Annotated in this window: 18 protein-coding genes, 2 pseudogenes and 1 other annotated feature (1 of these 21 only partly in view); of the genes and pseudogenes, 7 read left to right on the forward strand and 13 right to left on the reverse strand. The window is 48.0% G+C overall.

The window, feature by feature from the left end:
• Window positions 1-23: 23 nt before the first annotated feature.
• Together HV237_RS20240 and HV237_RS20245 are read right to left on the reverse strand one after the other, a co-directional pair.
• The gene (locus HV237_RS20240; protein WP_181541590.1) at window positions 24-1,223 is read right to left on the reverse strand and encodes an anaerobic sulfatase maturase; all 1,200 of its coding nucleotides are present in this window, start codon (window positions 1,221-1,223) and stop codon (window positions 24-26) included.
• A 98-nt stretch (window positions 1,224-1,321) separates the two neighbouring features.
• The gene (locus HV237_RS20245) at window positions 1,322-2,815 is read right to left on the reverse strand and encodes a sulfatase-like hydrolase/transferase (protein WP_047358356.1); all 1,494 of its coding nucleotides are present in this window, start codon (window positions 2,813-2,815) and stop codon (window positions 1,322-1,324) included.
• A gap of 573 nt (window positions 2,816-3,388) precedes the next feature.
• Between HV237_RS20245 and HV237_RS20250 the strand changes: the two are divergent.
• The 4 genes and pseudogenes from HV237_RS20250 to HV237_RS20265 form a co-directional block, all read left to right on the forward strand.
• Window positions 3,389-3,844: pseudogene (locus HV237_RS20250) on the forward strand (hypothetical protein); the annotation flags it as partial.
• Window positions 3,845-3,912: 68 nt separating this feature from the next.
• A protein-coding gene (locus HV237_RS20255; protein WP_095661766.1) for an IS3 family transposase occupies window positions 3,913-5,000 on the forward strand; the annotation gives its coding sequence in 2 pieces (ribosomal slippage) (window positions 3,913-4,165 and window positions 4,165-5,000; 1,089 coding nt in all).
• A gap of 37 nt (window positions 5,001-5,037) precedes the next feature.
• Window positions 5,038-5,346, forward strand: a pseudogene (locus HV237_RS20260) (outer membrane protein OmpK); the annotation flags it as partial.
• 110 nt (window positions 5,347-5,456) lie between these two features.
• The gene (locus HV237_RS20265; RefSeq protein WP_047358358.1) at window positions 5,457-7,028 is read left to right on the forward strand and encodes a bifunctional UDP-sugar hydrolase/5'-nucleotidase; all 1,572 of its coding nucleotides are present in this window, start codon (window positions 5,457-5,459) and stop codon (window positions 7,026-7,028) included.
• A 64-nt stretch (window positions 7,029-7,092) separates the two neighbouring features.
• Here the strand turns inward: HV237_RS20265 and HV237_RS20270 are convergent, their stop codons facing one another.
• The 5 genes from HV237_RS20270 to dnaK form a co-directional block, all read right to left on the reverse strand.
• Window positions 7,093-8,805, reverse strand: coding sequence for an aryl-sulfate sulfotransferase (locus HV237_RS20270; protein WP_047358359.1), 1,713 nt, complete (start codon window positions 8,803-8,805; stop codon window positions 7,093-7,095).
• A gap of 901 nt (window positions 8,806-9,706) precedes the next feature.
• On the reverse strand, window positions 9,707-10,030 hold the full coding sequence (locus HV237_RS20275; RefSeq protein WP_047358360.1) for a phage holin family protein: 324 nt from the start codon (window positions 10,028-10,030) through the stop codon (window positions 9,707-9,709).
• On the reverse strand, window positions 10,021-10,974 hold the full coding sequence (locus HV237_RS20280; RefSeq protein ID WP_047358361.1) for a LysR family transcriptional regulator: 954 nt from the start codon (window positions 10,972-10,974) through the stop codon (window positions 10,021-10,023). The genes HV237_RS20275 and HV237_RS20280 overlap by 10 nt, the downstream gene beginning before the upstream one ends.
• 190 nt (window positions 10,975-11,164) lie before the next feature.
• On the reverse strand, window positions 11,165-12,298 hold the full coding sequence (gene dnaJ, locus HV237_RS20285; RefSeq protein ID WP_008786151.1) for a molecular chaperone DnaJ: 1,134 nt from the start codon (window positions 12,296-12,298) through the stop codon (window positions 11,165-11,167).
• Between the two features lie 85 nt (window positions 12,299-12,383).
• Window positions 12,384-14,306, reverse strand: coding sequence for a molecular chaperone DnaK (gene dnaK / locus HV237_RS20290; RefSeq protein ID WP_016151634.1), 1,923 nt, complete (start codon window positions 14,304-14,306; stop codon window positions 12,384-12,386).
• A 611-nt stretch (window positions 14,307-14,917) separates the two neighbouring features.
• Here dnaK and satP point away from each other — a divergent pair.
• Complete coding sequence (gene satP / locus HV237_RS20295) at window positions 14,918-15,484, forward strand: acetate uptake transporter (RefSeq protein ID WP_047358362.1); 567 nt, start codon at window positions 14,918-14,920, stop codon at window positions 15,482-15,484.
• Window positions 15,485-15,518: 34 nt separating this feature from the next.
• On the opposite strand, the gene HV237_RS20300 is transcribed toward satP, so the two are convergent.
• From HV237_RS20300 to tal, 3 genes are all read right to left on the reverse strand, one after another.
• Complete coding sequence (locus tag HV237_RS20300) at window positions 15,519-16,826, reverse strand: MFS transporter (protein WP_047358363.1); 1,308 nt, start codon at window positions 16,824-16,826, stop codon at window positions 15,519-15,521.
• A gap of 124 nt (window positions 16,827-16,950) precedes the next feature.
• Window positions 16,951-17,538, reverse strand: coding sequence for a molybdopterin adenylyltransferase (mog, locus tag HV237_RS20305; protein WP_019078329.1), 588 nt, complete (start codon window positions 17,536-17,538; stop codon window positions 16,951-16,953).
• A gap of 110 nt (window positions 17,539-17,648) precedes the next feature.
• Window positions 17,649-18,602 (reverse strand): transaldolase, encoded by a 954-nt coding sequence (gene tal, locus HV237_RS20310; RefSeq protein WP_016151631.1) that lies wholly within the window; start codon window positions 18,600-18,602, stop codon window positions 17,649-17,651.
• 274 nt (window positions 18,603-18,876) lie between these two features.
• Here tal and HV237_RS20315 point away from each other — a divergent pair, with 274 nt between their 5' ends.
• Window positions 18,877-20,307 (forward strand): sodium:alanine symporter family protein, encoded by a 1,431-nt coding sequence (locus HV237_RS20315; protein WP_047358364.1) that lies wholly within the window; start codon window positions 18,877-18,879, stop codon window positions 20,305-20,307.
• 77 nt (window positions 20,308-20,384) lie between these two features.
• A complete protein-coding gene (yaaA, locus tag HV237_RS20320; RefSeq protein ID WP_016155647.1) occupies window positions 20,385-21,158 on the forward strand; it encodes a peroxide stress protein YaaA in 774 nt (257 codons plus the stop codon).
• An 84-nt stretch (window positions 21,159-21,242) separates the two neighbouring features.
• On the opposite strand, the gene thrC is transcribed toward yaaA, so the two are convergent.
• From thrC to thrA, 3 genes are read right to left on the reverse strand one after another with little or no spacing between them, the layout of a single operon-like run.
• Entirely contained in the window at window positions 21,243-22,529 is a 1,287-nt protein-coding gene (thrC, locus tag HV237_RS20325) for a threonine synthase (protein WP_019078326.1), read from the reverse strand.
• A 3-nt stretch (window positions 22,530-22,532) separates the two neighbouring features.
• Window positions 22,533-23,462, reverse strand: coding sequence for a homoserine kinase (thrB, locus tag HV237_RS20330; RefSeq protein WP_019078325.1), 930 nt, complete (start codon window positions 23,460-23,462; stop codon window positions 22,533-22,535).
• Window position 23,463: 1 nt separating this feature from the next.
• Window positions 23,464-25,926: a bifunctional aspartate kinase/homoserine dehydrogenase I gene (gene thrA, locus HV237_RS20335; protein ID WP_047358365.1), complete on the reverse strand. Its 2,463-nt coding sequence runs from the start codon at window positions 25,924-25,926 to the stop codon at window positions 23,464-23,466.
• A 23-nt stretch (window positions 25,927-25,949) separates the two neighbouring features.
• Window positions 25,950-25,989: a sequence feature (Thr leader region), on the reverse strand (it continues 87 nt past the right edge of the window).

Genomic DNA, 25,989 nt, shown 5'->3' on the forward strand with positions numbered 1-25,989 from the left:
TTCACTCCCTGCGAATATTACTATCACACAAATATTGTTTTTATCTCTGCTGGCGAAATATTATTTTCATAGAGCGTTTTCATCGCCCCCATCGCTAGTGCAGTATGGGAAAAAAACAACTGATAACCAGCACATAAAAAGTTCTGATTCGATACTCCTGAGACTGAGGGGAGAAATCGGTGTTTAGGACATCCCCCATTGCAAGCAAACCGCCACTGACAGGAGTAACATTCTTGCGCCATGGTACGGCTTTTATCATTGCCGAATTGCCAATTTTGCTCACTATTGTTCATCGCACGCACCATTGTATGCTGAATATTCCCTAGTTTGTACTGCGGATAGACAAAGTGATCGCAGTTATAAACATCACCATTCATTTCCATTGCGAATGCACTGCCGCACGTTGGAGAAAACACGCACACATGCGGAGGTAATCCGCACCAGGCAGCCAGCGTCTGCTCAAATATCTGTATGCCAATATTACCAATATCCTCACGGATCCAGATATCAAAAATAGCATTGAGAAAATGGCCGAATTCAAGTGAGTCAACGGACCACGGCATCATTTTCGTTTGTTTATCACAGGGTGCAGCCAACTCGGCATCGCTGTTGTCACTACGCCTCTCCACTAATGGAATAAACTGCATATACTGGCTACCAATGCTTTTCAGATATTGGTAAACCTGCAGTGGATGAGACATATTAGTGTGGTTAACCACCGTCAGCGTATTAAACTCAACGCCGTGACGTACCAGGCGTTTAATGGCCTGCTCCACTTTCTCATGTGTCGGTTTACCCGAACGAGTAACACGCCATTCATCATGTAGCGCGGCGTCACCGTCAACAGAAATCCCCACCAGAAAATCATTCTTCTTGAAAAACTCAGCCCATTCTTCGTCGATCAAAACGCCATTAGTCTGAAAGGTATTTACTATGGTTCTCCCCTCAGCGTAACGCTGCTGAAGTTCAATCGCCCGCTGGTAAAACGCGCGCCCCATCAGAGTCGGTTCTCCACCTTGCCATGCAAAAATGACGTCATCCACATCCTGTGCGGCAATGTGTTGCTTGATGAATAATTCAAGCATTTCATCTGACATTTTGAAATTTGCTTTTCTGTCTGGATAGAGCTTCTCTTTTTCCAGGTAAAAACAGTATTTGCAGTCCAGATTGCATACTGATCCTGTCGGCTTAACCATTACCTGACAACTTTTCCTTTGCATCACGGAGGTCCATAAATAAAAGAACCCGGCTCAGCATAAAAATACTGAGCCAGGCGGGCATAGCCCTAAGTGGCATACTCTATTTTTTTGTTGTTATCCGATTAACCCCAGGTTACTGGCGTCGGTTTTTCACCTCGGGCTTTCATTAAGGAATCGTTATCAATATCCTTTTTGTACTTCAGGAACTTACCGTACAGTTGTTTTTCGATATCAGGCTGCTTGCCAATCTGATTAAGGGTTTCAAAACGATCTTTTTTCAGGTTGTAGAGGTATTTAGGTTTATTTTCGCGATTGATGATCATTTTCCAGTCACCATCGCGAATAGCCCACTCATCCGTTGGATCATCCTGGAATGGCATATCAATACCAAAAATGAGTGGCTTCTGACGCGCTAATGTTTTCTGTTCCAGTAATGGCACCAGAGACTGCCCATCGTAGGTACGATCTGTTGGCAGTTTAAAATCCATCATATTTGCCAGCGTCGGCATCCAGTCGAGACCATAAACCGGCGTATCCGTTACCATCCCCTGCGGAATATGTTTACCATACTTGATGATTGCCGGAACACGGATGCCGCCTTCCCACAAATTGTCTTTACGACCGCGAAGCCCATCCGTTTCGCCCGCCAGGTTCAGTTCATACACTTTACGAGCCTCGCGTGTGACCGGTCCGTTATCGCTGGTAAAAATGACAATGGTGTTATCTTCTTCACCCATTGCCTTAATCTTATCCATTACTTTACCGACCTGCGCATCCATATAGCTGATATTGGCGTAATATTCTCCCGTGCCGCGCCACGGTTTATCAGCCCAATCTCCGTAGAACAGATCCGGATGCTGTTTCTGGTAGTCGCTCATGTTTTGTGAATACATATCGAGATACTTTTTCGGCGATGCCAGTGGGCTATGAACTTCTGTGAAGGCGACGTATAAGAAAAACGGCTTATCATCTTTCTTATTGTCCAACCACTTCACGACTTCAGAGCTTACTAATTCTCCACTGAAGGTCTCCGCTCTGCCAATCGGCTTGCCATTACGCACAAAACCGGTTGGATGTACCATGCCATGACGCGGGCGCTCTGTTGCGGTATCTAAAGTTGAGTCCGTTACGAACCCGGCAGCATTCACCAGAGTGTAATCGAATCCCATATCGTTCGCTTGCGGCTGATCGGTGCGATCTCCTCCGGCATTCAGGTGTAATTTGCCCATTATCGCCGTGTCGTAGCCCTGCTCTTTCAGCAGATTAGCAATCGTCAATTCATTGCGCCCTAATGCGACGTCTTTCCCTTCAGGGATCCATGAGCGTATCCCGGTACGAAACGGCATACGCCCCGTTAATAAACCAGCACGAGAAGGAGAACACAGCGGCGCAGGTGCATAGTAGTCGGTAAATTTCACCCCTTCCTGCGCCAGCTTGTCGATATTAGGGGTTTTGACGATTTGATGGCCATAAGTCGCGAGATCGCCATAGCCTAAATCGTCAGCAAGAATAATGACTAAGTTAGGACGTTTATCCGTAGCAGCCTGCGCGGTTGACGATACGCTTCCGGCACATAAGGCCAGTCCGATCATACTGGCAACAACAGTTCTTTTCATTTCAACTCCTTTGAATTATCACATCACCAATTACGCAATAAACTTGCCAAAAGGCTTAATATTTTCGGTTGATTTCTGGCACTCACTATTACATCAGCATGCAATAAAGAGTGATTGAAAAAAAATAAAGAAACAAATACATTCGCAGACGCTATATTAATAATTAAAGTATCATTTTTATTTATATAAACTTACCAGAAAATTCTATTAAAAAACTGCACAATAACAAGTGACGAAGATCCCAAACACCTCCCTCACCCTCTCTATATCTCGTTAATGTCAGCATATGTTGTTTTCTCGGCACTAAGTTGCTAATAGCGAATAAGTCATACAAAAAGAATATCAAAAGCATCGATAAAAAATATTCGCGTTACTCCGGTAACACGCCTTATATTCAAAAAAACATAAAGTTAGCATAAAAAAAACAACACCTCCCGACACTTTCTCAAATTAATATTCGAACACTGGTATTTTTGCGACACCTATCACTCACAAACAAAACATCAACCAATAGACTTCCTTTTTTTCAAAAGCATTACACTTTATTATTTTCTTTACCTCACGGAGCTGAGCATGAACAAAAAATACATTAATAGTCTACTTGGTGCATGCCTTATCTTAGCCTGTTTTAATGGTCATTCAGCTGAACTAAAACGCGTATATGGGAAAATTAGTCTCGGGTATGGTGACTGGAATAAAGGTTTCGTAAACGTCGATCGTGGTGAAGTGTGGAAAGCGGTGGCTGATTTTGGCGCCGTTTTCGACAGAGGTGAATTTGCTTCATTTTACGAAATGAACGTTCTCAACCATCCAGTCGAAGGACGGAACCACGTTACTCAGTTTCTCGGACATTATCGTCCGATAGAAGGTTCTGATTTTACGTTGATGACCAAACTCTATATGTCGATGGTGAACACGTTTGGTGATGAATTGAATATGATGTATGGGGTCGGCTACCTTGGTCTGGTAGACAAATCATGGTTCATTAAACCCTATGTGGCTATACACAATTTATCCAACGACTATACGGTAATCCCCCCGAAAAGCCGGTGTGTTCATAAGTAGAATTTTCTCGTAATCTGAACCGGGAGATTTCTATGAAAAAATCACGTTTTACCGACAGCCAGATCATGGCCATCCTCAAGCAAGCAGAAGCAGGAACGCCGGTGGCTGAATTGTGCCGCGAGCATGGCATGAGTAGCGCCAGTTTCTATAAGTGGCGCTCACGCTTTGGCGGGATGGATGCCTCCATGATGGCCCGTCTGAAAGAGCTGGAAGATGAAAACCGCCGCCTTAAAAAGATGTATGCCGAAGAACGACTAAAAGCCGAGATCATTCAGGAGGCTATGGCAAAAAAGTGGTGAAGCCATCGCATCGAAAGCAGATGGCACAGGACGCAGTCAGGAGTCGAAGCGTCAGCATACATTTTGCCTGCCAGTTGTTTGCTGTCAGCGAAAGTTGCTATCGCTATCAGCCTCAGTTGAATGAAGAAAATGTCATTATTGCCGACTGGTTGCTCCGCATCACTGGCAATCAGCGCAACTGGGGATTTGGCCTGTGCTTTTTGTATCTGCGTAACGTAAAAGGCTTTAAGTTCAACCACAAAAGGGTGTACCGAATTTACTGCGAGTTATCGCTGAACATGCGAATAAAGCCGAAAAAACGACTGAAACGGGATAAGCCCGAACCGCTGACGGTACCTAAAAACAGTAATGAATGCTGGTCGATGGACTTCATGCACGATCAATTATCAGATGGTCGCTCAGTCCGTCTGCTGAATATTATCGATGATTTTAACCGTGAGGCACTGGCAATAGAGGTCGATTTTTCTCTGCCGGCAAACCGAGTTGTGCGAACGCTGGAACAGCTCATTGAATGGAAAGGTAAACCCATAGCAATACGATGTGATAATGGACCAGAATATACCAGTAACACGTTGATATCATGGGCTAATGACAGGGGCATCCAGATTAACTTTATTCAGCCCGGCAATCCGCAGCAAAATGCCTATATTGAGCGTTACAACCGTACGGTACGCTATGATTGGCTGGGGCAACACCTGTTTACATCACTGGATGAATTGCAGAACTATGCCACGCAGTGGCAATGGTTTTATAATCATGAACGACCAAATATGGCGTTGAATGGTTTCACGCCGATGCAACATATTCAACGCATGGCCTGATTCTACTTATCACCTCCGTCAAAAATGGGGGTATTACCATACGTCAAAAAAATACGGTCAGGCTACTGGCCTTAACGGATATGTACTTGGTTGGGTTGCGGCATATAATTTTGAAATGTTTAACGAAAAATTTGCTGTTTCCAACTGGAATGAAATTGAAATGGATCGTAATGATGCCTATGCAGAGCAACAAGGTGGACATACTGGTCTGAATGGCGCAGTGACTTTCACATGGAAATTTATACCTAGCTGGACTGCATCGGTATCCTATCGTTACTTTAATAATAAATTAGGTTATAAAGATTATGGTGACCGTATGAATTATATGATTGGCTTCGAGTTCTGATTACTATCAAAATAAATAAAAAAGAAATAACCCAGTTTGAAACTCTGCATCCGATATATCAGATGCGGTGAGGTGTAATTGTCAATATATCGAATAAATGGAATATGAATATGAATGTGAAGAATAAATTCTCGCTGTCCCTCTTGTCTTTATGTATTGGTTTATCATCTGCTATAACCTTTACTGCAGATGCCAGAGACATTACCATTTACTACACAAATGATTTGCATGCTCACGTTACACCAGGGATTATTCCTTCTGTGTCGAAGACACGTGAGGTAGGAGGATTTGCTCCTATCTCTAAAATAGTTAAGGATGCCAAAGAAAAAGATAAAGATGTTTTTTTCTTTGATGCAGGTGACTATTTTACTGGCCCTTATATCAGCACCTTAACCAAAGGTGAAGCCATTATCGATATTTTGAATACCATGCCCTATGATACCGTTTCGGTAGGAAATCATGAGTTTGACCATGGACATGAAAATCTAGTCACACAACTGAGTAAACTTAAATTTCCGGTACTGCTCAACAACGTGTTTTACAGCAATAGTGATAAACCATTAATTAAAACACCTTATACCATCGTCGAAAAAAATGGTTTGAAAATTGGTGTTATTGGGATGCACGGCGTTTCGGCATTTTATGAAGCAATTGCCGCAGGCGTCCGTGAAGGTGTTGACTGCCAGGATCCCGTACCGTATGTGAAGAAACAACTGGAAGAATTGAAAGGGAAAGTTGACCTGACAGTACTGCTCGCGCATGAAGGTGTACCGGGTCGTCAATCCAGCGGTGGTGATGAAGACGTTGCCCGTGCGCTGAAAGCTGACGTTGAAATGGCTAAAACGCTTGAAGGCTACGGGTTGAACGTACTGATCACCGGCCATGCCCATAAAGGTACTCCAGAACCCATTAAAGTCGGCGATACGTTGGTGGTTTCAACTAATGCCTACACGATTGAGTTAGGCAAGTTAGTCCTCGACTGGAACCCTGAAACCAAAAAAGTGGATAGCTACAATGGTAAGCTAATCACGATGTACGCAGATACCTATAAGCCTGATCCGCAAACACAGGCAAAAATCGATGAGTGGAACAATAAAGTTAAGAAAATTACCGACAGAGTCGTCGCCTACTCACCTGAAATTTTGACCCGTTCTTATGGTGAATCTGCTACTACAGGTAATTTAATTACTGATGCTTTGATGTATAAGGTACCTTACGCCGATGCCTCATTCTATAATGCTGGCGGTATTCGTTCCGAATTACCCAAAGGCAACATTACATATGGTGATGTATTGAGCATGTATCCATTCACCAATGATGTAATGAGTGTGGAGATCAGCGGTAAAGATCTCAGGTCAATTATGTCTCATGCCGCAGATTTGAAAAATGGGACGCTACACGCGTCAAAAACAGTACAGTTTAAATACGACAGCACAAAACCGTTGGGGCAGCGTATTGTTTCGTTTAATATTAAAGGAAAACCGGTAGAAGACAGTCAATTTTATACTATTGCTCTGGATTCTTTTATCGGGAAAGGCGGTGGTGGATTTAGTTTCACCAATAGTAAAAATGTTAAATACATTAAGGGATTACAAACCGCTCAGGCAATAATCGATTACATGGAGCATGTGAAGAACATTGTTCCTGATCACACAATGCGTGTTGACGATATTAGCAAATGATTTTTTAGTAAGATCATTTAATACATAATGCGGCCACAATCATGGCCGCATTCATTTTTACTTATCAAAATAATGGCAGTTTATAAACTCTGAAAGCAGAAATATCATAACGATAATCATCACCATTTACTTCAGCATTTTTATAATAACCTGACGTTACCGTCGCCTCAAAAAGAAGCTGTTTCGTCTGCTTATTGATCTCTTGTAATACCAACATCCCCAGCGCCTGACTTCCATCTTGCGGATCCACAATATCACTGTATCCCGGTTGGGCAGATAGAGGACGACCATTTTCATCCATGGTGCTTGCACCAAAATGGATGACCAGATTACCATTGCTCAATAAATGCTTGGCACTTACGAAGCTGCTGTAGCCCCTGCTACCAACCTCATCTTTCCCATATTCATACGAGCGTGTTACCGTCATCGTGTTTAGATCTATTCTAAACTGAACTACCCGGCTAAAGTTATCCTTTGGCAACAAGCTCCTTGCATCGTCTCGAGAACGATAATTTCCATTGTCAAAAACTAAAAACTCCAGAATACCGATCTCAGCATTTGGAATCTCTACGATATTATGCTGCCCCCATGTCCAGAAATTACTGTTCGCTAAATCAATTCCATCTTGAGTAGAAAAATCAAACAGCGGATTACCTGACTCATCGACAGGTGTCAGCAAGTATTCCTCAAAGTCGGAGGCCCAGTCTTCATGATCAGCCATAATAAAACGCAGTTGGCCCGAGTCGACATCAACACCGAAGATGGCACTTTGGTGACGCCCTGATGAAACCAGCACATTATTGGTTGTATTAATATAGCTCTGGTTGATATGCAGCCAGTCATCCATCGTAGCCGATTGACCCGGTGCACTTCCTGATGGACGTGGCGAACGAGAATAGTCCATCACTTTTAACATGTCATAATAAGCAACCTCAAGCCCTGAAGTGAGATCGATAATGGAAACACCATCTTTACCTGTTGAGTAATCATCTGGACGTCCATTAGTATATTCCGAGGGGGCAATAGCCAGATTGTTCTCTAATGGCAGAATAGAGTGATGAAACTCATTATCAAGGAGATAGACTGCATATACTCTGCCCATTACGTCAAATTCGTACATATCCAGGCAGTGATTAATTCCTTGTGACGTAGCCAGGAAATGCCCGCTGTCTGTTCGGACAAAATTATAGGAAGGAATTGCCTGAGAGACATACCAACGAACGATGCCATTTTGATCAAAGGCAAGATTATAGCGATCAAAATATGTTGAAAAATAAAGGCCATCTGCAACTAATGAGGAATCGTCAACTGACTTTGTCACAGTGATGACAGGGAAGCCAAGACTGATATCAGCAGAATCCGATGGCGGCAATGCTGATGGGGTAACCGTGTATTGCCCAACAATCTGCGCACCTGAGATTAAGGTAACGACGTTATCCTCCCCGGCAACCAGACCCGAAACTGGAATCAGGTTTGCACCGGTCTGCATGCTGTAGGTCCAGGATACAGCTACCGTTATCCCCTTGCTATCCTGCACATTAATTTTGATATCTTCATTCAATTTCCCCCAAATACCCAGATATAGGCTTAAAGGTGCCGTACTATAAGGATCTAACGTAACTATGGCATTATCATAATCATTAGTTTCCATCACTGCAGAGAGGAGTGTTTGATAGATTGCATTATGCGAAAGCACCGTTGCGTTATCAACATCAATTTTCTGGTTAACTGGCATACGAGGTTCTGGTTGACTAATTTGTAATTTATTAATTTGCATATCTCTATCCTTTCACAAAAAGTTTTCATTTCCAATCGGCTATATAATCCCGATAGCTGGTAAGATAAACAGAACCGTAGTATTCGTACAAATAACTAGTAATAAAATAATCTAAAAAAAATCTTTATGAAGAAACAAAAAATTTATGTGACTATAAAACCATCTATTAATATGCTATGCCATATATCCCCAAATAAAAGTCTATAAATTGCCATTCAGCCTATGTCAAAAAACTCAATAATGCCTCCCTACCCCCCTAATGGCCAATTAAATAAATAACTCCTATTTAATTTAAAATTAATACAAACTAAAAATATCATAACTTATGTGACACGTATCGTTTTTACATGCAACAGGTATGCATATGTATTGAATAACAGAAAATTTGTATTTAATATTTCTGAACACATTAAACTAACCATGGTATATAAATGACCATTTACATTATTAAAAATAGTTGTATGTATGATAACGCCAGCCATGAATTAAAAAGTAAAGATGGGAAGCGAACAATAAAACTTACTCATATGCGTTCTAAATGTTTAAATTTCATCCTAACTCATGCGCAAGAACTGGTGATAAGGAAAAATCATATTGCGGAAGCATTATGGGAGGACAGGAGTACATTTATAAGTGATGCTAATCTGACTCAACTACTCTATCTGGTCAGAAAAGACCTGAGAATTTTTGGCATTGACAATTTGTTCATTACAATTCCACGCCAAGGAGTACAGATTAATGAAAACATAGAAATAAAATGCTTAAATAGCAAACATCATTTCCTGCAGAAACCGTTTCTGTATTATTATGCAATGATTTTATTTATTACAATAATTCTATATATCACACTAAGATTTTACTTGCTTTAAGTATGGTAATGCCCATGGACGGGCAATACAGCTCACTTAGCAAAAACCTGTGCCAGTTTATCTTTCAACATTTTCAGTACGGGCCCAGCAAAAACCCCTCCCAGCCCTGACAATATGAGTATCATATTTATACCAGCACCTTTATCAAGAGCAATGCCAGAGAGTAAAAAACCTGTAAAACATGAAATAATGACTTGTTTTAAACATCCTGCTATATTTTTTTTCTTTCGTCCCCGGGCTTCTCTCATGAGATAGCTAACGACTCCCCCCCAAGCACTCACGATAATAATCGCAAGAATAGTCTCTAGCTCTATAATATATTTTAAGGCAGGTTCTGAACTTATTATCATTGACATAAATTATCCCGATCATTTATAGATGAATATTTAGATTGCAGTATCACTATCCACTCTCTAAGCACAACATAATATTTGCTTTTTTTATATAAAGATGCATAAACAGGGATTGTTTTAAAAGATATTTCATCAGGCAGTGATAATATTTTAATATTATACCCTCTGGTATATTTAAAAAATGAAGCCAACTCAAGAGGTACAATGCAGATCATATTTGTTGTTTCTACTATATTGACTACCCCTAACATAGAATCGCTGCGATAACCTATTTTACGTTCTGTTCTATGATCAACGCTATTGGTATAAACCATTACTTCCGGAGAGAACATATCAGATTGATATACCGCATGTGAAAAAGTATAAAAATGGTGTAGTGAGATTTGCTCTAAGATTGATAGTGGATTGTCGTTGCCACAAATACAAACATATTGCCTAAAGACGTCAATAAGATGAACTTCAATATCAAAGTTTTTTGGTGGTGAAAGATTAATTAAAATATCACCCACTCCAGAAAGTAACATTTCAGCCAAAGTATCTTCGCTATTTTTATTTACTGCATAATGATTTATTTCATACTTTTCAATTAACTCATCATTCCTAATAAAATGATGGAGATAATAATTCTCTACAATATCACTCCCTAATAAAGTTATTGCTGGAGGATCGTAGTTATTCTTTGAAAGTGAATATGTAGCGTTGATTACATTCACAACATGGCTATAGGCCTTATGGAGTTCCAATCCTTTTTTCGTAGGCGTCAACCCTTTTCGGGTTCGTTCAAAGAGCTTAAATGAATAAATATTCTGTAATCGACTTAACGCCTGAGAAACAGCAGCTGGTGTTATGGATAATCTCTCGGAAGCTCGAGAAGCGTTGCCGGATTCCACAACGGCATTAAATATCTTAATTAAATTGAAGTCAAAATCATTTTCGCGCACAAGCATTTCACTCACCTTTTCTTCTATTAACTGAGCAAAAAATAGAAGAAAATCTTTATTTTAAAAAATCATTTCTCATCATTTTTCCTGAAGATTTATTCTTTATATCTAACTCATTATTTTTGTATTCGATACAAAAATAAAAAGCCCAGGATTCTTCAATCCAAGGCCTTTTAATTAATAAGACAGCTGTAAATTAGCGCGTCAAATCGTCAAAAAATTTCTTCACACCGTCGAAGAAGCTTTTAGAGCGCGGACTGTTTTGCTCGCCGGTCGGGCCGCCAAAGCTGTCCTGCAGATCTTTCAGCAACTGCTTCTGCTTGTCGTTGAGGCCTACCGGGGTTTCAACCACCACACGGCACAGCAGATCGCCCTGTGCGCCGCCGCGTACTGACTTAACGCCTTTACCACGCATGCGGAACAGTTTGCCGGTCTGCGTTTCGCCCGGGATTTTTAACTTCACGCGACCATCCAGCGTCGGCACTTCAATCTCGCCGCCCAGCGCTGCCATCGCAAAGTTAATCGGCACTTCGCAGTACAGGTTATTGCCTTCACGTTCGAAAATTGGGTGCTGTTTTACCTGCACCTGAACGTACAAATCGCCTGCTGGCGCGCCATGTTCACCGGCTTCACCTTCACCCGCTAAACGAATACGGTCGCCAGTATCAACCCCTGCCGGGATCTTAACGGACAGCGTTTTGCTCTTCTCAACGCGACCATGACCATGGCATTTGTTGCACGGGTCTTTAATCAACGTACCGCGGCCCTGACAGTGTGGACAGGTCTGCTGTACGGCAAAAAAGCCCTGACGCATCTGCACCTGACCAGAACCGTGACAGGTTGGACAGGTCTGGGGTTGCGTGCCCGCCTTCGCACCGCTGCCGTGGCAAACATCACACTCTTCCAGCGTCGGAATACGGATCTCTTTGGTGACGCCACGCACGGCTTCTTCCAGAGTGAGATCCATGTTGTAACGTAAATCAGCACCACGTGAGGCGCGCTGACGACCGCGACCGCCGCCAAAGATATCGCCAAACACGTCACCAAAGATATCGCTGAAGTCGGCCCCGCCGCCAAAACCGCCGCCGCCGCCCATACCGCCTTGCTCAAACGCTGCATGGCCGTACTGATCATAAGCCGCACGTTTTTGCGCATCGGTGAGGATCTCGTACGCTTCTTTGATCTCTTTAAACTTGGCTTCGGCCTCTTTATCACCCTGGTTGCGGTCCGGGTGATATTTCATGGCCAGGCGCTTGTAGGCCTTTTTGATTTCACGCTCTTCCGCTGATTTGGAAACGCCTAAAATCTCGTAATAGTCTTGCTTAGCCATCTCTTTTTATCTGCCCCTAACATGCGTGCACGGGCGGAGAGGAAACCTCTTCGCCCGTGCCAGTAATTACCCGTTCAAAGGGCGATTATTTTTTGTCTTTCACTTCTTCAAACTCAGCGTCGACAACGTCGTCATCTTTCGCGTTGTTTGCAGAAGCATCAGCACCTGCTGCGCCAGCCTGCTGCTGTGCGTGCTGCTGCTGAGCGATTTCCATCAGTTTCTGGGAAACCTGTGCCAGCGCCTGCATTTTCGCTTCGATATCCGCTTTGTCTTCGCCTTTCAGAGAAGTTTCCAGCGCGGTCAGTGCAGACTCGATGGCAGTTTTGTCATCAGCCGGCAGTTTGTCGCCTGCTTCTTCAACCTGCTTGCGAGTGCTGTGCAGCAGATGGTCACCCTGGTTACGGGTCTGAACCAGCTCTTCAAACTTACGGTCAGATTCTGCGTTCGCTTCTGCTTCACGAACCATTTTCTGAATTTCTTCTTCGTTCAGACCAGAAGAAGCCTTGATGGTAATCTTCTGCTCTTTACCGCTATTTTTGTCTTTCGCGGAAACGTGCAGGATACCGTCGGCATCGATGTCAAAAGTAACTTCGATCTGCGGCATACCGCGCGGAGCCGGGCTGATGCCATCCAGGTTAAATTGACCCAGATCTTTGTTATCAGCGGCACGTTTACGTTCACCCTGCAGCACGTGGATGGTTACCGCAGACTGGTTGTCTTCAGCGGTAGAGAACACCTGGCTGTGCTTGGTCGGGATAGTGGTGTTTTTCGCGATCAGTGCAGTCATCACGCCACCCATGGTTTCGATACCCAGAGACAGCGGGGTAACGTCCAGCAGCAGCACGTCTTTCACATCACCGGTCAATACACCACCCTGAACGGCAGCACCGATTGCCACAGCTTCGTCCGGGTTAACGTCTTTACGCGGCTCTTTACCGAAGAACTCAGCAACTTTCTTCTGTACCATCGGCATACGAGTCTGACCACCGACCAGGATAACGTCCTGAACGTCGGAAACAGACAGACCAGCATCCTGCAGAGCAACTTTCAGCGGCTCGATAGAACGGTTAACCAGGTCTTCAACCAGGCTTTCCAGTTTCGCACGGGTCACCTTGATGTTCATGTGTTTCGGACCAGTCGCGTCTGCAGTGATATACGGCAGGTTCACGTCGGTCTGCTGAGCGGAAGACAGTTCGATCTTCGCTTTCTCAGCGGCTTCTTTCAGACGCTGCATCGCCAGCGGGTCGTTACGCAGGTCGATACCCTGATCTTTCTTAAATTCGTCAACCAGGTAGTTGATCATACGGCTATCGAAGTCTTCACCACCCAGGTGGGTATCACCGTTGGTTGCCAGAACTTCGAAGGTTTTTTCACCGTCAACTTCGTCGATTTCGATAATAGAGATATCGAAAGTACCACCACCCAGGTCATAAACCGCGATAGTACGGTTGCCGACTTCTTTATCCAGACCGTAAGCCAGTGCAGCTGCGGTTGGTTCGTTGATGATACGTTTTACTTCCAGACCTGCGATACGGCCGGCGTCTTTGGTTGCCTGACGCTGAGCATCGTTAAAATATGCAGGTACGGTGATAACTGCTTCAGTTACCGGTTCACCCAAGTAATCTTCAGCCGTTTTCTTCATTTTTTTCAGCACTTCAGCAGAAATCTGCGGCGGTGCCATTTTCTGACCTTTTACGTCAATCCATGCATCACCGTTGTCAGCACCGATGATTTTGTACGGCATGATGGCTTCATCACGCTGCACTTCTTCGTCCTGGAAGCGGCGGCCAATCAGGCGTTTAATCGCAAACAGGGTGTTTTGCGGGTTTGTCACTGCCTGACGTTTAGCCGGCTGACCAACCAGAGTTTCACCATCCTGGGTATAAGCAATGATAGAAGGCGTGGTGCGATCGCCCTCGGCGTTCTCCAGCACACGTGCAGTAGTGCCATCCATAATCGCTACACAAGAGTTGGTAGTACCCAGGTCGATACCAATAATTTTACCCATCTAAACGTCTCCACTAAAAATTCGGTCATCATGTGGTTGTGAATCTGTAATAAGGGCGAAACGTGCGGTTTCAACTACCCTGAATCGTTTTTTTTCAGACTCACCACTGCGGTTGTCTACAAGATGGGGTCGTAACCCACGTCATCAAGGGGGGCATGAAAAATTTTTTTAGCCTTGTGGCAATAAATTCGCAGAAAAAAGGCAAAAAGAGAGAAAAATGAATAGTCGCCAACCAGAATTAATTCATACAACCAATTAAACCAGGAAAGTCATTCACATGAAAATTGCAATAAAAAGAAAAGATTACGAGCATGAATCGTTTTTATGACGACGGTAATATGGTCTGAAGTCACACACTTTTGCAGCCGTCAAAGAGAAACTCCATGAAATCCGTGTTAACCCTTTCCGCCAGCCTGCTTATGGGCCTTCTGCTGAGCAGCACCGCCGTAACTGGCTAGCGTGATGCCCATCACAGGGAAAATAATTCATTTACCCTTCGTTAGATCATAGACAGTGCCCTCTCCCCTGATTATCATGCCGCGCCCCGAAGACAGCGATCGTTATTCGGGGAAACTATTTCACCATTCAATCAATGATGATTTTGAGGAATTATGGGCAACACTAAGTTGGCTAATCCGGCACCGCTGGGCCTGATGGGCTTTGGCATGACCACCATTCTGCTTAACCTGCACAACGCGGGTTTCTTCGCTCTGGACGTTATTATTCTGGCGATGGGCATTTTCTACGGCGGTATCGCGCAAATTTTTGCCGGACTGCTGGAATATAAAAAAGGCAACACCTTCGGTTTAACCGCCTTTACCTCCTACGGTTCGTTCTGGCTGACGCTGGTTGCGATCCTGCTGATGCCGAAAATGGGCCTGGCGGATGCAACCAATAGTCAGTTCCTGGGCGCTTACCTCGGTCTGTGGGGCGTGTTCACTCTGTTCATGTTCTTCGGTACGCTGAAAGCGGCGCGCATGCTGCAGTTCGTGTTCCTGAGCCTGACAGTGCTGTTCGCCCTGCTGGCCGTGGGCAACATTGCGGGTAACGAAGCGATCATTCACGTTGCTGGCTGGGTAGGCTTAGTGTGTGGCGCAAGCGCCATTTACCTGGCGATGGGTGAAGTGCTGAACGAACAGTTTGGCCGTACCATCCTGCCAATTGGTGAAGCGCACTAATCTGATGCTATCCCCCCTGACGGGGGGATATTCCTTACAAGCGCTGTAACTCTGCCTGTACGCTCGAATCGCGATGATAAAGATCCTGTCGCAGCCAAATCCCCAAACCTAGCCCTACCAGCGATAACGCCAGCACATACCAGGCCGGAGCCATTGGCGACACGCTCATTAACATCGTGACGGCGATTGGCGTCAGACCACCAAAAATGGCGTACGACACGTTGTAAGAAAAGGATATTCCGGTAAAGCGGACTTCCGCCGGAAACGCCCGCACCATCACATAAGGCACAGCACCCACCACGCCAACGCATAACCCCACCAGCCCGTATAACAGGAACAAATGCTGGGGATGGCTGCCGGTCAGGTGATAGAAAAACCAGCTTGAACAGGCCAGCATCAGGCTGCCGACAATAAAGGTTTTGCTGGCGCCGACCCGATCGACAATAAACCCAGCCAGCAGGCAACCGACGCACAGCATAATGGTAGCGACACTGTTGGCTTGTAACGTTAGCGCCGGCGCAAAGCCATACTGCTTCTGCAACCAGACTGGTGACATCAGGATCACCACCACAATCCCAGCCGATAGCAGCCAGGTCAGCAGCATTGAAATAACTACCGCTTTTTTATGTTTGCTCACCACTGACTTCACCGGTAGCTCTTGCGCCAACGCTTTACGCTGCTGCATTTCGAGAAATATGGGTGTCTCCTGCAGCCAGCGACGCAGGTACATCGCCACCAGCCCAAACACGCCCCCCAGCAGGAAAGGAATACGCCAGCCGTAATCATGCACCGCCTGCAGCGTCAGGCTGGTGTTCACCAGCGTCGCAACCACCGACCCCAGCAGAATTCCCACCGTCAGGCCGGCAGTCAGCGTTCCGCAGGCAATGCCGATGCGACGCTCCGGTACATGCTCCGCCACAAACACCCACGCGCCCGGAACTTCTCCGCCGATGGCAGCGCCTTGCAAAATACGCATCAGCAGTAACAGCAGCGGCGCGAGGATCCCCATTGAGGCGTAAGTAGGCAACAGACCAATCGCCAGCGTCGGTATCGCCATCAGCAAAATGCTCAGGGTGAACATTTTCTTGCGCCCGACCAGATCGCCAAAGTGCGCCATGATGATGCCCCCCAGCGGACGCGCCAGATAGCCGGCGGCAAAAATGCCGAAGGTTTGCACCTGACGTAGCCATTCAGGGATGTCTGCGGGGAAGAAGAGCTCGCCAACAACAGCGGCAAAGAAGACAAAGATAATGAAATCATAAAACTCAAGCGCACCACCAAGGGCAGCAAGCGTAAGGGTTTTATAATCCTGGCGATTCAGCGGTCGAGTGTGTTGTGACATAGCAAACCATGAGTCAGTGAAGTAATTGAATCTGTTCGTCGATATATGTAAAGCAAAAATTACTATATCGTAAACAATTCAATACTCCACTGTCATTGGCACTTATGTCACGATCGGGCTACTTTCAGGCATTTGTATCGCGTATTGCGCTTTTAGGACGAAAAGATGCTACAACAGTCGGTGTGGTTTCCACATACGGCCCATCTAATAGCTGTATACAATACGGTACACTTGCAAAAATACCCGGCACGATAACCTTATCGTCGGCATCTTTCACGCCTTCCAGCGTCTCTTTGATCGATTTTGGCTGTCCAGGCAGATTCAGGATCAACGCCTGCTTGCGAATCACGCCAACCTGACGGGAAAGAATCGCCGTTGGCACAAAGTGCAGGCTTATCTGGCGCATCTGCTCACCAAAGCCCGGCATCTGACGGTCGGCTACGGCAAGCGTCGCATCAGGCGTTACGTCACGACGGGCCGGACCCGTTCCGCCGGTAGTCAGCACCAGATGACAACTCATTTCGTCTACCAACTCGCATAAGGTCTGTTCGATGATCGCCTGTTCATCCGGGATCAACCGCGTTTGCAGCTCAAAAGGGGTGGTAAGGGCAGACGCCAGCCACTCTTCAAGGGCCGGGATACCTTTATCCTGGTAAACGCCGCTGGAAGCACGGTCAGAAATGGAAACCAGGCCAATGCGTAAAGTATTCATGATTATTCCGTTTAAACAGTCTCGTTAAACAGAATGATACACTGCGAAGGGAAGGACAGACAGGTTTCAGAAGAGGTAGCGTGACCCATATCAGGGCCACGCACTAATGATTACAGCAGATCGCCGATCATTTTTTCCAGTTTACCCTGGTCTACAGCAAACTTACGGATACCGTCCGCCAGTTTGTCTACAGCCATCGGATCCTGGTTGTGCTGCCACAGGAACTCAGCTTCGGTGATACGTGCAGGGCGCGCTTTCACTTCGCCGGAGAAAGACAGTTTACGTTCGATAGCACCTTCGCTTTCCGCCAGTTCTTTCAGCAGTGCCGGAGCAATCGTCAGACGATCGCAGCCTGCCAGCTCAATGATTTCGCCGATGTTACGGAAGCTCGCACCCATAACTACGGTTTCGTAACCGTGCTGTTTGTAGTACTCGTAGATTTCCGTTACGGAAACCACACCCGGATCTTCTGCCGGTGCATACTCTTTCTTGTCGGTATTGGCTTTGTACCAGTCAAGAATACGGCCAACGAACGGAGAAATCAGATATACGCCAGCTTCTGCACATGCACGCGCCTGCGCGAAGGAGAACAGCAGAGTCAGGTTACAGTTGATGCCTTCTTTTTCCAGCTGCTCAGCGGCACGGATGCCCTGCCAGGTTGAAGCCAGTTTAATCAGGATGCGATCGTTGCTGATGCCAGCATCGTTGTACATTTTGATCAGGCGTTTTGCTTTAGCGATGGACGCGTCGGTGTCGTAGGACAGACGAGCGTCAACTTCAGTGGAGATACGACCTGGGACCAGTTTGAGGATCTCCAGACCGATATTTACTGCCAGCTTGTCGGTCGCGTCGACGACCTGCTGCGCACGGTCGTTGCTCTGCTGCTTAGCCCAGGCTACAGCGTCATCAATCAGCTTGCGGTATTCCGGGATCTGCGCTGCGTTAAGAATGAGAGAAGGGTTAGTTGTGGCATCCTGAGGCTGATACAGCTTCATTGCCGCGATGTCTCCGGTGTCGGCCACTACTGTGGTGAACTGACGAAGGGAGGTCAATTTGTCCGTCATGATAGCGATTCTCTTTAAACAGCTTGTTAGGGGGATGTAACCGATCTTCCCTGATGATAGCACGACGCACCCTCAGCGCAACCGCCTGGATTGTCCGACCAGCCGCTCAGCCCTGATTACGCATCGCAAAGCCTGTGATGCGCAATTAAGGGATATAACGATTGTTATGATAAACTCCCGCAATCAATCACCCTATAAGGTATATACTGGTCGATTATTGGTAGCGCTTACACGGGAATATTCGCGCTTACCGGCATCAACAAGAGGGATGTTAATGCCTGATTTTTTCTCATTTATTAATGAAATACTCTGGGGATCGGTGATGATCTACCTCCTGCTTGGCGCAGGATGTTGGTTCACCTGGCGTACAGGGTTTATTCAGTTTCGCTATATTCGCCAGTTTGGCAAAAGTCTTAAAAACAGCATCAGCCCGCAGCCGGGCGGTTTAACTTCCTTTCAGGCTTTATGCACCAGTCTTGCCGCACGTATCGGTAGCGGAAATCTGGCGGGCGTGGCGTTGGCGATTGCCGCTGGCGGCGCGGGAGCCGTGTTCTGGATGTGGGTCTCGGCGATCATTGGTATGGCGACGTCATTTGCCGAGAGCTCTCTTGCCCAACTGTATAAAGAGCGCGACAGCAAGGGACAGTTTCGCGGCGGACCTGCGTGGTATATGGAGCGTGGGCTGGGCATGCGCTGGATGGGCGTTCTTTTTGCCATCTTTTTACTCATTGCTTATGGTCTGATTTTTAACAGCGTTCAGGCTAATTCGGTCTCTCATGCGCTGACCTTTGCTTTTGATATCCCTCCCCTCTTCACCGGTATCGCACTGGCAATAGTGTCATTATTGGCAATCGTTGGCGGCATTAAAGGCGTTGCCCGCCTGATGCAATGGTTCGTTCCGATGATGGCGCTGTTGTGGGTCGGTTGCAGCATCGTCATCTGTCTTTGGCATTTCGGGCAGCTCCCCGGCATTATCATGACCATTATAAAAAGTGCCTTTGGCTGGCAGGAAGCCGCAGCCGGTGCCGCCGGGTATACACTAAGCCAGGCCATTGCCAGCGGCTTTCAACGCGGTATGTTTTCTAATGAGGCCGGAATGGGATCAACTCCGAACGCGGCCGCGTCAGCAGCATCCTGGCCTCCGCATCCTGCGGCACAAGGCATTGTGCAAATGATCGGAGTATTAGTTGATACGCTGATTCTCTGTACGGCCAGCGCGATGATTGTTCTGTTGGCGGGTAATGACGCCAGCTATGTACCGATGGAAGGCATCCAGTTACTTCAGAAAGCGATGGTTTCAGTGACGGGAGAATGGGGTGCCGGATTCGTGGCGTTAATTGTGATTCTGTTTGCCTTTAGCTCTATCGTGGCCAACTATATCTATGCGGAAAACAACCTCGTTTTCCTGAAGCTGGACAATATCCGCGTCATCTGGCTATTACGGATCGCCACCGTTAGCACCGTTATCGGCGGAACGTTAGTCAGCGTTCCGCTGATCTGGCAGTTGGCGGACATCATTATGGCGTGTATGGCCATCACTAACCTGACGGCGATTCTGCTGCTTTCACCGGTTGTGCAGACGATCGCCTGCGACTATCTACGCCAACGCAAACTCGGGGTGCGCCCAGAATTCGATCCGCGCCGTTATCCTGATATCAGACAACAACTTGCGCCCGAAAGCTGGGATGAGACGCCGCGCGGATAGCGCGGCAATCGCAACCATCGATCAATTCTGTCGTTTTTTTTGCTAAAGTCGCAGTAAATTTCCTGCAAGGACTGGATATGCTGATTCTGATTTCACCTGCAAAAACGCTCGACTACCAAAGTCCGCTGGCAACGACACGTCATACATTGCCCGAACTGCTGGATCACTCTCAGCAGCTTATTCACGTGGCGCGCCAACTCTCTGCTCCGCAAATTGGCAAGCTGATGGGAATTAGCGACAAGCTGGCGGATCTGAACGCCACGCGTTTCCATGACTGGCAGCCTGACTTCACGCCGGAAAACGCGCGCCAGGCCATTCTGGCATTTAAAGGCGACGTGTATACCGGACTGCAGGCTGAAACCTTCAGCGAAGCGGATTTCGACTTCGCTCAGCAACACTTACGGATGTTGTCCGGGCTGTACGGCGTTTTGCGTCCGCTGGATTTGATGCAGCCTTACCGTCTGGAGATGGGTATTCGTCTGGCCAATGCGAAAGGTAAAGATCTCTACCAGTTCTGGGGAGATACCATCACCGATAAACTTAACGAAGCGCTGGAAGCGCAAGGCGACAGCGTAGTGATTAACCTCGCCTCGGATGAGTATTTTAAATCCGTGAAGCCGAAAAAGCTCAATGCGGAGCTTATCAAACCGGTCTTCCTCGACGAGAAGAACGGCAAGTTCAAAGTCATCAGCTTCTATGCCAAAAAAGCGCGCGGCCTGATGAGTCGCTACATTATTGAGAACCGCTTAACGCAGCCAGAACAGCTGACCGCCTTTAACAGCGAAGGCTATTTCTTTGATGAAGAAGCGTCAGGAAATGGCGAACTGGTGTTTAAGCGCCAGGAGCAGTAGTAAAAAGGCCGGATGGCGGCGAACGCCCGATCCGGCCGACAGGTTTTGTAGGCCCGCTAAGCAAAGCGCCAGCGGGCACAACCGTTAACCGCGGGTCATCATCAGCTTGCGCAATTCAGCAAAATCAGCAGGCAGGTGATGAGAAAGCAGCGGCAGGTCCGCGCGTTCCGCCAGCGCTTTTGGCAGCGCCAGCGTCAGGTCAAGAATCTCTTCAACGCTTTCTTTAAACTTGGCCGGATGCGCAGTGCCGAGGAACAGGCCGTACTCGCCAGGGTTCAGTTGGTCACGCAGCGCACGGTAAGCCACCGCCGCATGCGGTTCTGAGGTGTACCCCATCTCATGCAGCTCACGCATCGTGTCCTGAGTAGTGGCATCATCAACAGCGGCATAACCCAGCTCATTCAGACGCCAGATTTTACGTCGGAACAGTTCTTCCACCCGCGGCCAGTTATTTGGCTGGCTGACATCCATCGCATTCGACAACGTCGCCTGAGTCGCTTTCGGCGCCCACTCACCTTGTGCAAGAAAGCGTGGAACCGTATCGTTGACGTTGGTCGCCGCGATAAAACGCTTCACTGGCAAGCCCAGTGATTTTGCCAGCAGCCCGGCAGTCAGATCGCCAAAGTTGCCGCTGGGAACGGAAATAACCAGCTGATTACGCGCCTCTTGCGGCAGTTGAGCCACGGCCTCAAAGTAGTAACAGATTTGCGCCAGCAGACGGCTGATGTTGATTGAGTTAGCCGAATTCAGCCCCAAAGCTACCTTCAGCTCTTCGTCATCAAACGCCTGTTTCACCAGCGCCTGACAGGCATCAAAATCGCCATCAATCGCCACGGTTTCAATATTGCCACCCAGTGTACAGAACAGTTTTTCCTGTAATGGGCTAATCTTGCCGTTCGGATAAAGGATCACCACGCGCACATTTTTCAGGCCATAAAAGGCATGTGCGACTGCCGCACCAGTGTCTCCAGAGGTCGCCGTCAGAATGGTAACCGGTTTGTCGCCGCTGATATGCGTCAGCATCTGCGCCATAAAGCGCCCGCCAAAGTCTTTAAATGCAAGCGTTGGGCCGTGGAACAGCTCCAGACAGCCGATATCCGCGGCAACCTGAGCAACCGGCGCCGGGAAGGCAAACGCCGCACGCACGCGCTGTTCCAGAATCTCCTGTGGGATTTCATCACCGATAAATGCGGAAAGGATCTTCGCGCTGCGGCTAACGAAATCCTGGTTCAACATCTCATCGACTTCTGACAGATTGAATTCCGGCAAATCGTGCGGAAAAAACAATCCCTGATTCTTGCCAAGCCCTTGCGTGACGGCCTGTGCAAAGCTGACCTGTTCGTTATGATCTTTCAGATTATACAGTTTCATTGATTATCCCAGTACCCGTGCGCCCGCCGTGTCCAACCGGCAAATATGAACAAAGCCTTCCTGATTTTGCAGATAATTTTTACCCAGCCAGTCTGCTACACGCTGTGCCGTATCCGGCTTGTCGCACAAAGCGAACAGCGTCGGTCCCGAACCGGAGATGCCGCTGGCCAGCGCCCCGATTTCCGCTACCGCCTGACGCGCCTGGCTAAAGCCTGGCAGCAGGCGGGTACGGTACGGCTCAGCAATGACATCTTTCATCAGCTTCGCGGCAAGCCCTGGCTGACGGGAATAGCAGGCATGGATAAACCCAGCCAGATGCCGCCCGTGGGCGATACAGTCCTGACGGCGATACTGCGCAGGTAAAATCGCCCGCGCTTCTGCCGTCGACACTTTAATCCCCGGATACGCGAGTACCCACAGCCACTCATCAAAGCCTGGCACCTGCTGGCTGATAATGCCGTTTTCTTCGATCATTAACTGCATACCGCCCAAAAAGCACGGGGCGACGTTATCGTAATGAATACTGCCGGAGATACGCCCTTCCAGCTCACCCATTATCGCCAACAGGCGCGTATCGTTGAGCGGTTTACCGCAATGCTCGTTCATGGCGACCAGCGCCGCCACAACGGAACACGCGCTGGAGCCTAACCCGGAGCCAATCGGCATATTTTTTTCCAGCGTCATCGCCACCGGAACGCTTTTACCCAGCTCCTGACAGAATCGCTCCCAGCACTGGTAGACAATATTTTCTCGCGGCTCAGGCGGCAGCTTATTGGCAAAGCGACCGAGGTTGTTGAGGCTGAAATTGTCAGCCGCCTCAACGGATACCACATCGCCTAACAGCGAACCGTCCACCGGAGTTACCGCTGCTCCGAGCACATCAAACCCGACGCTCATATTGGCGCTGGAAGCCGGGGCATAAACTCTCACCATGTCAGACTCCTAACTTCCATGAAAGGGTGCGTAGCAGGTCGGCAAATACGCCCGCCGCCGTCACGTCGTTACCCGCGCCGTATCCGCGCAGAACCAACGGTAGCGGCTGATAATAGTGGCTGTAAAACGCCAACGCGTTTTCACCGTTTTTCACTTTGAACAGCGGATCGTTGCCGTCTACTGCTTCTATTTTTACGCGACAGACGCCATCCTCTTCAATATTGCCAACATAGCGTAATACTTTCCCCTCATCACGGGCTTTCGCCACACGCGCGGCAAAGGCGTCATCCAGCTGCGGCAATTTCGCCATAAACGCGGAAACATCACCGGAATCATCAAACTCTTTTGGCAGGACCGGCTCAATAACAATGTCAGAAAGCTCCAGCTCACGACCGGTTTCACGGGCCAGGATCAGCAGCTTACGCGCCACGTCCGTACCGGATAGATCGTCACGCGGATCGGGTTCGGTATAGCCCAGCTCACGCGCCATGGTGGTGGCCTCGGAGAAGCTCATGCCTTCATCCAGCTTGCCGAAAATAAACGACAGCGAACCAGAAAGAATACCGGAGAAACGTTGCAGTTCATCGCCCGCGCTGAGCAGATTTTGCAGGTTCTCAATTACCGGCAAGCCCGCGCCTACGTTGGTGTCGTACAGGAATTTACGACGAGACTTCGCCGCAGCAAAACGCAGCTGATGGTAGTAATCCATCGACGACGTGTTGGCCTTTTTATTCGGCGTAACCACATGGAAGCCTTCGCGCAGGAAATCCGCATACTGATCCGCGACCGCCTGACTTGACGTACAGTCGACAATCACCGGATTGAGCAGATGATATTCTTTCACCAGACGAATTAAGCGCCCCAGGTTGAAAGGCTCTTTCGCGCTTTCCAGCTCCGACTGCCAGTTTTCCAGATTCAGACCATGGACGTTGGTCAGCAGGGCCTTCGAGTTCGCCACACCGCACACGCGCAAATCGATATGCTTCTTTTTAAGCCAGGTTTGCTGACGTTTAAGCTGCTCCAGCAGCGCACCGCCCACGCCGCCAACGCCAATGACAAATACTTCAATCACCTGATCGGTGTTGAACAGCATCTGATGGGTCACACGCACGCCAGTGGTCGCGTCGTCGTTATTCACCACTACCGAAATGGAACGCTCAGACGAGCCCTGGGCGATTGCCACGATATTAATGTTCGCGCGAGCCAGCGCGGCAAAAAATTTCGCCGAGATGCCACGCAACGTGCGCATACCATCGCCAACGACCGAGATGATCGCCAGACGCTCAGTCACCGCCAGCGGCTCCAGCAAGCCTTCTTTCAGCTCGAGATAGAATTCATCCTGCATGGCGCGTTGCGCACGCGCGCAGTCGCCCTGCGGGACGCAGAAGCTGATGCTGTATTCAGAAGAGGATTGGGTGATCAGCACCACCGAGATGCCTGCGCGCGACATCACGGCAAAAACACGCGCCGCCATCCCCACCATGCCTTTCATCCCAGGGCCGGAGACGCTAAACATCGCCATGTTATTGAGGTTAGAAATCCCTTTTACCGGCAAATCGTCATCATCACTGCTGGCAGCGATAAGCGTGCCGGGCGCTTGTGGATTGCCGGTATTTTTAATCAGGCACGGGATCTGGAACTGGGCAATAGGGGTAATGGTGCGCGGGTGCAGCACTTTAGCGCCGAAGTAAGAAAGCTCCATCGCTTCCTGATAAGACATCGACTTCAGCAGTCGGGCGTCGGGTACCTGGCGCGGATCGCAGGTATATACGCCATCGACATCGGTCCAGATCTCACAACAATCGGCGCGCAAACAGGCGGCCAGTACGGCGGCAGAGTAGTCAGAGCCATTACGCCCCAGCACCACTAACTCTCCTTTCTCATTCCCGGCGGTAAATCCTGCCATCAGAACCATATGGTCCGCAGGAATACGGCTGGCGGCAATGCGGCGCGTAGATTCGGCAATATCAACGGTAGATTCGAGGTAATTGCCTACCGCCAGCAATTTCTCTACCGGGTCGATGACCGTCACGTTGTGCCCGCGCGCTTCCAGCAGGCCAGCCATGATGGCGATCGACATTTTTTCACCACGGCAAATAAGCGCGGCATTGATGCTGTCCGGGCACTGACCCAGCAGGCTGATACCGTGCAGGACGTGCTTAATCTGTGCAAACTCTTGTTCAACAAAGGCTTTGAGCGGAGCCTGCGGGAAACCCGGTTGCGCGGCGGCAAGACCCACCAACAGCTCAGAGAAAATGCGTTCGGCGTCGCTGATATTGGCTAAAGCATCCTGACCACCGATGGTCTTCTCAATCATCGCCACCAGATGGTTGGTAATTTTTGCGGGGGCAGAGAGAACGGTCGCGACCTGCCCCTGTCTGGCATTGCTTTCCAGAATATCGGCAACCCGCAGAAAGCGCTCTGCATTTGCCACTGATGTACCGCCGAACTTCAACACTCGCATGGTTTACCTCATTGCCTTTGGTCGAAAAAAAAGCCCGCACTGTTTAGGTGCGGGCTTTTTCTT

This window comes from Citrobacter sp. RHBSTW-00570 (genome assembly GCF_013739755.1).
Lineage (GTDB): Bacteria > Pseudomonadota > Gammaproteobacteria > Enterobacterales > Enterobacteriaceae > Citrobacter > Citrobacter braakii.